Source organism: Rhizobium sp. PRIMUS64, from assembly GCF_023006465.1.
Classification (GTDB): Bacteria; Pseudomonadota; Alphaproteobacteria; order Rhizobiales; family Rhizobiaceae; genus Rhizobium; species Rhizobium leguminosarum.
Map to the genome: position 1 here is coordinate 54,243 of NZ_JALBGX010000031.1, position 7,720 is coordinate 61,962.

Annotated in this window: 10 protein-coding genes and 1 pseudogene; 7 read left to right on the forward strand and 4 right to left on the reverse strand. The window is 58.9% G+C overall.

The window, feature by feature from the left end:
• Window positions 1-191 precede the first annotated feature (191 nt).
• From MOV76_RS14905 to MOV76_RS14920, 4 genes are all read left to right on the forward strand, one after another.
• Entirely contained in the window at window positions 192-914 is a 723-nt protein-coding gene (locus tag MOV76_RS14905) for a DUF1868 domain-containing protein (protein ID WP_247264782.1), read from the forward strand.
• A 13-nt stretch (window positions 915-927) separates the two neighbouring features.
• A complete protein-coding gene (locus tag MOV76_RS14910; RefSeq protein WP_168298828.1) occupies window positions 928-1,575 on the forward strand; it encodes a glutathione S-transferase family protein in 648 nt (215 codons plus the stop codon).
• A gap of 155 nt (window positions 1,576-1,730) precedes the next feature.
• Window positions 1,731-1,916, forward strand: coding sequence for a 50S ribosomal protein L32 (gene rpmF, locus MOV76_RS14915; protein ID WP_003543812.1), 186 nt, complete (start codon window positions 1,731-1,733; stop codon window positions 1,914-1,916).
• 250 nt (window positions 1,917-2,166) lie between these two features.
• Window positions 2,167-2,574, forward strand: a complete 408-nt coding sequence (locus MOV76_RS14920; protein ID WP_003543801.1) for a hypothetical protein — start codon at window positions 2,167-2,169, stop codon at window positions 2,572-2,574.
• Here the strand turns inward: MOV76_RS14920 and phaR are convergent.
• On the reverse strand, window positions 2,569-3,141 hold the full coding sequence (phaR, locus tag MOV76_RS14925; protein ID WP_003543798.1) for a polyhydroxyalkanoate synthesis repressor PhaR: 573 nt from the start codon (window positions 3,139-3,141) through the stop codon (window positions 2,569-2,571). The two genes, MOV76_RS14920 and phaR, sit on opposite strands and share 6 nt — an antisense overlap.
• Before the next feature lie 239 nt (window positions 3,142-3,380).
• Here phaR and MOV76_RS14930 point away from each other — a divergent pair, with 239 nt between their 5' ends.
• The gene (locus MOV76_RS14930) at window positions 3,381-4,562 is read left to right on the forward strand and encodes an acetyl-CoA C-acetyltransferase (RefSeq protein ID WP_018244060.1); all 1,182 of its coding nucleotides are present in this window, start codon (window positions 3,381-3,383) and stop codon (window positions 4,560-4,562) included.
• 71 nt (window positions 4,563-4,633) lie between these two features.
• Complete coding sequence (locus tag MOV76_RS14935) at window positions 4,634-5,359, forward strand: beta-ketoacyl-ACP reductase (protein ID WP_026230971.1); 726 nt, start codon at window positions 4,634-4,636, stop codon at window positions 5,357-5,359.
• 95 nt (window positions 5,360-5,454) lie between these two features.
• Here the strand turns inward: MOV76_RS14935 and MOV76_RS14940 are convergent, their stop codons facing one another.
• The 3 genes from MOV76_RS14940 to MOV76_RS14950 all read right to left on the reverse strand — a co-directional run bounded on the left by MOV76_RS14940 (window position 5,455) and on the right by MOV76_RS14950 (window position 6,246).
• The gene (locus MOV76_RS14940) at window positions 5,455-5,613 is read right to left on the reverse strand and encodes a hypothetical protein (RefSeq protein ID WP_165418676.1); all 159 of its coding nucleotides are present in this window, start codon (window positions 5,611-5,613) and stop codon (window positions 5,455-5,457) included.
• A gap of 192 nt (window positions 5,614-5,805) precedes the next feature.
• Window positions 5,806-6,063, reverse strand: a complete 258-nt coding sequence (locus MOV76_RS14945; protein ID WP_018244057.1) for a YMGG-like glycine zipper-containing protein — start codon at window positions 6,061-6,063, stop codon at window positions 5,806-5,808.
• A 27-nt stretch (window positions 6,064-6,090) separates the two neighbouring features.
• A complete protein-coding gene (locus MOV76_RS14950; RefSeq protein WP_007632343.1) occupies window positions 6,091-6,246 on the reverse strand; it encodes a DUF3309 family protein in 156 nt (51 codons plus the stop codon).
• Window positions 6,247-7,111: 865 nt separating this feature from the next.
• On the opposite strand from MOV76_RS14950, the pseudogene MOV76_RS14955 reads away from it, so the two are divergent.
• Window positions 7,112-7,720: pseudogene (locus MOV76_RS14955) on the forward strand (helicase); the annotation flags it as partial.

Genomic DNA, 7,720 nt, shown 5'->3' on the forward strand with positions numbered 1-7,720 from the left:
AGGATTCAGATTTCAGTCCGGGTACTGCCTGAAATCTGAATCCTGTTCTAAATTATATAGTTAGCGCATGATATCGTCCAAAAACCGCTCACACTTTTCGGCATCATGCTCTAGAAGCGGCAAGTGTCATCTGACATTCTTGGTTCTGCCATATGGGCGAATGCAGTCCAACCAGAGGCCCCGAGTCGCCCATGACCACCACGACGTTTTCGCCCGAGCTTCTCCTTTATTCGAAGAGGCATAATCCGACCCCGCCCGCCCATCTCGGCAGCCGCTATCGCAAGGTCGGCGGCTTTCTGCCGGAAGCCGGCAACACCATCGTCTGCCATTTCGAGAAGGGCTCGCAGACGCAGACGGCGCTGATCGAGGCGCGTGAGAAATATCTGGCGATGCCCGAGGCCCCGCAGTTCCTCTTCACGCCGATATCAAGCATTCACATGACGCTTTTCGAAGGTGTCATCGAGACCAGGCGCCGGCAGGATTCCTGGCCGGGCGACCTCCCACTCGATACGCCGATCGAAGACATGACCGCGCTGATGGCGGCCAGGCTCGAAGGTTTCTCGATGTTCGATCCCTTCAAGGTCGCCATCGTCGACGCTCGCCCGTCGGGCCTGCTCGTCGACGGGGCGACGGAGAACGACCGCAGGGTCATGCGCGCCTGGCGTAATGCGCTGGCTGATCTTCTGGGCTATCGCCAGCCGAGCCATGAGGAATACAAGTTCCACATGACCTTTGCCTATGCGATCGAACGGCTGGAGGATGAAGCCTTGCCGCGCTGGCAGGCGATGCTCGATGAGGTGGCCGACGATATCCGCCGCAAGGCCCCTGTTCTCGAGCTGACCCCGCCGGCATTCTGCGTGTTCGAGGATATGAACCATTTCCACGAATTGCTGATTTTCGATTTCGAAGCCTGAACGGGAGAGGCCCATGGATAAACCGACGCTGTACATCGCCAACAAGAACTACTCTTCCTGGTCGTTCCGGCCCTGGATGGCGCTGACGGGCGCCGGCGTCGATTTCGAGGAAGTCCTGATCCCCTTCGACTATCCCAGTGGCAATCCCAATATCAAGGAGATTTCGCCGACCGGGCGGGTGCCGATCCTGCAGCACGGCGCATTGAAGATCTGGGAATCGCTGGCGATCATCGAGTATGTCGCCGAGCTTTATCCGGACGCCGGCCTTCTGCCGAGGGATCGTGCCGAGCGGGCGCTCGCCCGTTCGGTTTCGATGGAAATGCTCTCGAGCTTCCGGGCGCTGCGTAGCGCCTGCCCGATGAATATCCGCCGGCCGAAGGGCAAGATCGCGCTGCCGGATGGTGTCGACGCCGATATCAGCCGCATCGAGACGATCTGGCGCGACCTGCTGCAGCAATCCGGCGGACCATTTCTGTTTGGCGCGTTCAGCGGGGCGGATGCGATGTTTGCGCCTGTCGTCAACCGGTTCGACATCTACGATCTCGTCAGCCGAAACGATATCCTGGCCTATATGGAGACCATGAAGGCGCATCCGGCCTGGCGGAAATGGGAAGAGGCGGCCCGCGCCGAGCCTTGGATCGTGCCGGAAGACGAAGTCTGAGCCTGGAATCATCGGCTTCGCAAAAAATACGTATGGGGACTGGTCAAGGCCACACCTTGCATGTATAAGCGCGCCAAATTCCGAAATCGCGACATGTCCGTTTCGGCCGCCAGTCTGGCCGTGGGAATGTTTTGCCCGCAAGTGGAGTAAGTGAAATGGCTGTACCGAAGAGAAAAACAAGCCCGTCCAAGCGCGGTATGCGCCGTTCGGCAGACGCACTGAAGGCTCCGACCTACGTCGAAGACAAGAATTCCGGCGAACTGCGCCGCCCGCATCATATCGACCTGAAGACCGGCATGTATCGCGGCCGCCAGGTCCTGACGCCGAAGGAAAGCGCATAATTTCCCGATCCGGCTTGTCCGATCGAAGTTTCAAGGCCGGCGTCATGCCGGCCTTTTGCATTTCGACAATATAATATTTGCAATGACTTGCAGTCAGACAACGGTTTGCGGCAGTATTCTTCTTGCGCGCTACTGTGCCGCGCGTCTTTTCAGACGCGCAAAGGACGCTGTAGCACTTTGAAGCTACGCATCATGCTTTCCGAAAATCGCATCCGATTTTCGGAAAGCATGATGCGCTGGGAGATTGCCGATGATAGCCGCCATGCCCCTGATGATTATCCCGTTTATTCTTTACAATCTGGCGATGCTGGGCCTGATGGGAGATGGCGGCATTCCGGCACTGCAGCATGATATCATCGTGCTGTCGATGATCTCGGGCGCGATCTGGAGCATGGCGCTCGGCGATCTTTTCATCGTCATCGCACTTGTCGTGCTGTTCTTCGAAATTCTCAAAGCGACCAGAACCGGTCCCGGCAATCTCGTCAACCACATGTTGTCGATGCTGGTCTTCATCGCCTTCCTGGTCGAGTTTTTGCTCGTCCGGGATGCTGCGACGCAGGTATTCTTCATTTTGATGACGATCGCTCTGATCGATGTCATCGGCGGTTTTGCCGTGTCGATCCGAAGCGCCGGGCGGGATGTCTCGATCGGACTATAGGTTGTCGAGCTTGTTCTGAAGGGCGCGGAGCTGTTCCTTCAGCTCGTCGATATCCTTGGCCTCGGCCTTGCGGCTTTCCTTGGCAGGCGGCGTCATGAAGGGCGAGAACATCTGCATCGCCTGCTGAAACAGCTCGGTGTTGCGGCGAACATGGTCCTCGACCATCTGCATCGGCAACTGCAGGTTCTTGCCGAGCGGCGTTTCGCCGAAAGCGCGGGTCACCTGCTCGCGCATCTGGGCTTGTTGTTCGGTGAAGGAGCGCATCGAATGTTCGAGAAAGCTCGGCACGACCATCTGCATCTGGTCGCCGTAATAGGTGATGAGCTGGCGCAGGAAGGAGATGGGGAGCAGTGTGTTTCCGGTCTTTGATTCCTGTTCGAAGATGATCTGGGTCAGCACCGAATGGGTGATGTCATCTCCGCTTTTTGCATCTTGTACGGTAAATTCTTCGCCCTTCTTCACCATCTCCGCCAGGTCTTCCAGCGTCACGTAAGTGCTGGTGCCCGTGTTGTATAGGCGGCGATTGGCGTATTTCTTGATAACAATCTGACCCTCATGCTTCGCCATATCAGTCTCCTGAACCCCCGTCTGATTTATGGATATTCCTCCAGTTGAGACTGTAAACGCAAAAGAAGGCCGGTGACAATCTCTTTGTGCGATGCGGCAAACCTTTCACAGAGCAGATGAATCGGGCTTTCGCGGGCTGCTGCCGAAAAATGACGGCAGCCGGTCTTCGCGTTTGACTTGTGCTCCAAGCTTTGCCAGTTTCCACTTATGTAAGTGAGACGAAAACGAGGAGCGTCCCCATGAGCAATCCATCCATCGTCATCGCCAGTGCAGGGCGAACAGCAGTCGGCGCTTTCAACGGCGCTTTCGCGACGGTTCTCGCGCATGAGCTCGGGGCGGCCGTCGTCAAGGGCGCGCTCGAGCGCGCCGGCGTCGATCCCGGCGAGGTGGACGAGGTGATCCTCGGCCAGGTGCTCTCCGCCGGCGAGGGCCAGAACCCGGCCCGCCAGGCGGCGATGAAGGCCGGCATTCCGAAGGAGGCGACCGCTTGGGGCGTCAATCAGCTTTGCGGCTCGGGGCTGCGCGCGGTTGCGCTCGGCATGCAGCAGATCGCCACCGGCGACGCCAAGATCATCGTTGCCGGCGGCCAAGAATCCATGTCGATGGCCCCGCATGCCGCGCATCTGCGCGGCGGCGTCAAGATGGGCGACATGAAGATGATCGACACGATGATCAAGGACGGCTTGACCGACGCTTTCCATGGCTACCACATGGGCATCACCGCCGAGAATGTTGCGCGCCAGTGGCAGCTTTCGCGCGACGACCAGGATCAATTCGCCGTCAGCTCGCAGAACAAGGCGGAGGCAGCGCAGAAGGCCGGCCGCTTTGTCGACGAGATCATCCCTTACGTCATCAAGACACGTAAGGGCGACGTTACGGTCGATGCTGACGAATATATCCGTCACGGCGCCACGCTCGAGGCGATGGGGAAATTGCGCCCGGCCTTCGACAAGGACGGCACGGTTACGGCCGCGAACGCGTCCGGCCTCAACGATGGTGCCGCTGTGGCGGTGCTGATGAGTGAAGCGGAGGCAGTCCGGCGCGGCATCCAGCCGCTCGCTCGCATCGTTTCCTGGGCAACGGCAGGTGTTGATCCGCAGATCATGGGCACCGGACCGATCCCGGCTTCGCGCAAGGCGCTCGAGAAGGCCGGCTGGTCGGTGAACGATCTCGATCTCGTTGAAGCCAACGAGGCCTTCGCGGCGCAAGCCTGCGCCGTCACCAAGGATCTCGGGTGGGATCCGTCGATCGTCAACGTCAACGGCGGGGCGATCGCGATCGGCCACCCGATCGGCGCCTCCGGCGCGCGCGTTCTCAACACGCTGCTGTTCGAAATGAAGCGCCGCGGTGCGAAGAAAGGTCTTGCCACGCTTTGCATCGGGGGCGGCATGGGTGTGGCCATGTGCTTTGAAGCGCTTTAAATAGCATACGATCCATGTTTGATTGAAGATCCCGCCACGCGGCGGGGCGAAAAACAAAAGGGGAGCGGAACATGAGCAGAGTGGCTGTGGTCACTGGGGGTACACGCGGCATCGGCGCGGCAATATCCATGGCACTGAAAAACGCCGGATACAGGGTCGCGGCCAGCTATGCGGGCAACGACGAGAAGGCCAAAGCCTTCCATGATGTCACCGGCGTTCCGGTGTTCAAATGGGATGTTTCGGATTACCTCGCCTGCGGCGAGGGAATTGCCAGGATCGAAAGCGAGATCGGGCCTGTCGAAATCCTCGTCAACAATGCCGGCATCACCCGCGACGCGATGTTCCACAAGATGACGCAGCAGCAGTGGCACGAGGTGATCAATACCAACCTCACCGGCCTGTTCAACATGACGCATCAGGTCTGGACCGGCATGCGTGACCGCAACTTCGGCCGTATCGTCAATATATCGTCGATCAACGGGCAGAAGGGCCAGATGGGCCAGGTGAATTATTCGGCGGCCAAGGCGGGCGATCTCGGCTTCACCAAGGCGCTGGCGCAGGAAGGGGCAAACAAGAACATCACCGTCAACGCCATTTGCCCCGGTTACATCGGAACGGAAATGGTGCTTGCCGTGCCGGAGAAGGTGCTGAATGAACGCATTATTCCGCAGATCCCCGTCGGCCGTCTCGGCGAACCGGAAGAGATCGCGCGCTGCGTCACCTTCCTCGTCTCCGACGATGCCGGCTTCATCACCGGTTCGACGCTGACGGCCAATGGTGGGCAATACTTCGCCTAGGCAATTCCATTCCTCGAGTCGGTAATACGGATTATCGGCAGATTCAAAGCGATGACGCGCCGGGAGACGCGCCATCGCTTATTTCATTTGCTGGATCAAGACCGGCGGTCGGTGTTTGGATGTCGCTGTTTCCGAACTCTGGCTGGGACTTTGGCGAGCGAGCGGTCGCCGCTGCTGAGGGCTGATATCGCGGTCGTCAGGAAAGCCGATGCGATGAGAGCGGCGACGAGGGAATTCAGGAAAATCTGGATCATGGAAACGTTCCTTTCCGGTGCGCCAGGCGGCTCTGCCTGTCCGTTGCGCTCGTGAAGGAGATATGGGCCTGCCCGGCGGGCGGCGGTAGATTTGACTTTCGCAACCGAGTGTCAACGACTCGTTGACGGGTGTGAGCGGCAAAGAAAACGGGCGCCGAAGCGCCCGTCGGGAGTCCGATATGCCTTTGCCGATTAGCGGCAACGAGCCTCGTAGCGGCGGCCGTAGCGGTCGCGATAGACGCAGTAGCCGCGGCGTTCGACCGAATGACCGATCAGAGCACCGGTCAGACCGCCTGCAACGGCGCCGACGGCTGCGCCGCCCCAGCTGTTGGTGACGACACCGCCAATGACCGCACCGGTGCCGGCGCCGATCGCCGTACCTTGCTCGGTCGCCGTGCAGGATGCCAGAGCGCCGACGAGCGCACCAATAAGAACAATCTTCTTCATCATGTCGTAACTCCCCAGGTTTGTAGGCCTTTAGACGCGGCCCATGAGTACAAGGATAATGATAATGACGAGAACTAGCCCCAAACCGCCAGAAGGTCCATAGCCCCAGCCACGGCTGTAACCCCAATTCGGCAGGGCTCCGATCAGAAGCAGAATAAGGATAACAAGAAGTATCGTGCCGAGCATAGTGTGTTCCCTTCATTTCATCTGCAATTCGAATGGACGAGAAACACTTATTGGCGATTTTTGTTCCCGGCTAAGCTCTCGAAATGTGACGAAACCTTGTTTGCGGTTTTCTGAGGAGCATGGCCGCTTTCACGAACGGTCGGCAGCATCGGTCGAATTCGACCATCCCGGGAAATCACCCGTATGGTTAAAAACTCCTTTAAATACAATATGTTGCGGTGAACAAAGCGGGAAAATCGTGATGTCGCCGATTCGTCAGCGATTCGTTCCCTCTTTGATCGACGCCTGCACTCGGCACCCGTATCGGCTGCCGCAGTTTAACGCGATCTGAATCCGGCTCCCGAAAGATTAATGCCGGTGCGATGAGGTGGAACGAAGGCCCCTGCCGCCGATCCGCATCTAGCGCCCGGACCTGAAGCTGCTACCAGATGTGGCCGTGAACGAAAGGCGAAAACGACAGAGTCAGCGATTCGTCTCCGATTCGTTCCGGCTTTGGTCGAGAGGTTAATTTCGGGCGGATTTTCGCTTGTTCAAGATCAGGCGGGAATCGGTCACTCACGATAGCGAAAATACGAACAAGAGAGAGTCTCATGATTCAGCATCTAGTGGGAAAAAGTGATTCAAAATCAATACTTAGCCGTGAACAAAAGCTGAATCAGCTGGAGTCACCGATTCGTCGCTGATTCGTTCTCACGCTGTTCCGAATCGGCAATTCGGACGCTCCACGGGACTCGCAAAGGTCGTAATCCCCGAGGCATTTTGAAATCTGCCCTTGCGTTTGCGGCGGCAGCTGTCCATGTGTTCACTGGCTTCCATCGAGGAGCCGAGATTTTCCTGGGGCCACCCGCCTCATTTGCATGGACTCATGACTCTGACTTCGCAGCCGATGATTCTGAGTGGACGCGGTGTGACCGCGGTGCTCGGGCCGACCAATACCGGCAAGACCCATTATGCCATCGAGCGCATGGTTGCGCACGGGACGGGCGTGATCGGCCTGCCGCTCCGGCTGCTAGCGCGCGAGGTCTATACGCGGGTGGTGGAGAAGGTCGGCGTGCAGAATGTGGCGCTGGTCACCGGCGAGGAAAAGATTTCGCCGCCCAATGCGCGTTTTTCCGTCTGCACCGTCGAAGCGATGCCGCGCGAGACCAAGGCCGCCTTCGTCGCGATCGACGAGGTGCAGCTCGCCGGCGATCTCGAGCGCGGCCATATCTTCACCGACCGCATCCTGCATCTTCGCGGCCGCGAGGAGACGCTGCTGCTCGGTGCGGCGACGATGCGGCCGATCCTGCTGCAGCTGCTGCCCGGCATCAATATCGTCGAGCGGCCGCGGCTTTCGCATCTTTTCTACGCTGGGCAGAAGAAGATCACCCGGCTGCCGCAGCGTTCGGCCATCGTCGCCTTCTCTGCCGACGAGGTCTATGCCATCGCCGAGCTCATCCGCCGGCAGCGCGGCGGCGCCGCGGTCGTGCTTGGC

What these genes read in the sequence shown, in the direction of transcription:
- MOV76_RS14905 (WP_247264782.1), top strand. Translation starts at nt 192, where the DNA reads ATGACCACCACGACGTTTTCGCCCGAGCTTCTCCTTTATTCGAAGAGG.
- MOV76_RS14910 (WP_168298828.1), top strand. Translation starts at nt 928, where the DNA reads ATGGATAAACCGACGCTGTACATCGCCAACAAGAACTACTCTTCCTGG.
- rpmF (WP_003543812.1), top strand. Translation starts at nt 1,731, where the DNA reads ATGGCTGTACCGAAGAGAAAAACAAGCCCGTCCAAGCGCGGTATGCGC.
- MOV76_RS14920 (WP_003543801.1), top strand. Translation starts at nt 2,167, where the DNA reads ATGATAGCCGCCATGCCCCTGATGATTATCCCGTTTATTCTTTACAAT.
- phaR (WP_003543798.1), bottom strand. Translation starts at nt 3,141, where the DNA reads ATGGCGAAGCATGAGGGTCAGATTGTTATCAAGAAATACGCCAATCGC.
- MOV76_RS14930 (WP_018244060.1), top strand. Translation starts at nt 3,381, where the DNA reads ATGAGCAATCCATCCATCGTCATCGCCAGTGCAGGGCGAACAGCAGTC.
- MOV76_RS14935 (WP_026230971.1), top strand. Translation starts at nt 4,634, where the DNA reads ATGAGCAGAGTGGCTGTGGTCACTGGGGGTACACGCGGCATCGGCGCG.
- MOV76_RS14940 (WP_165418676.1), bottom strand. Translation starts at nt 5,613, where the DNA reads ATGATCCAGATTTTCCTGAATTCCCTCGTCGCCGCTCTCATCGCATCG.
- MOV76_RS14945 (WP_018244057.1), bottom strand. Translation starts at nt 6,063, where the DNA reads ATGATGAAGAAGATTGTTCTTATTGGTGCGCTCGTCGGCGCTCTGGCA.
- MOV76_RS14950 (WP_007632343.1), bottom strand. Translation starts at nt 6,246, where the DNA reads ATGCTCGGCACGATACTTCTTGTTATCCTTATTCTGCTTCTGATCGGA.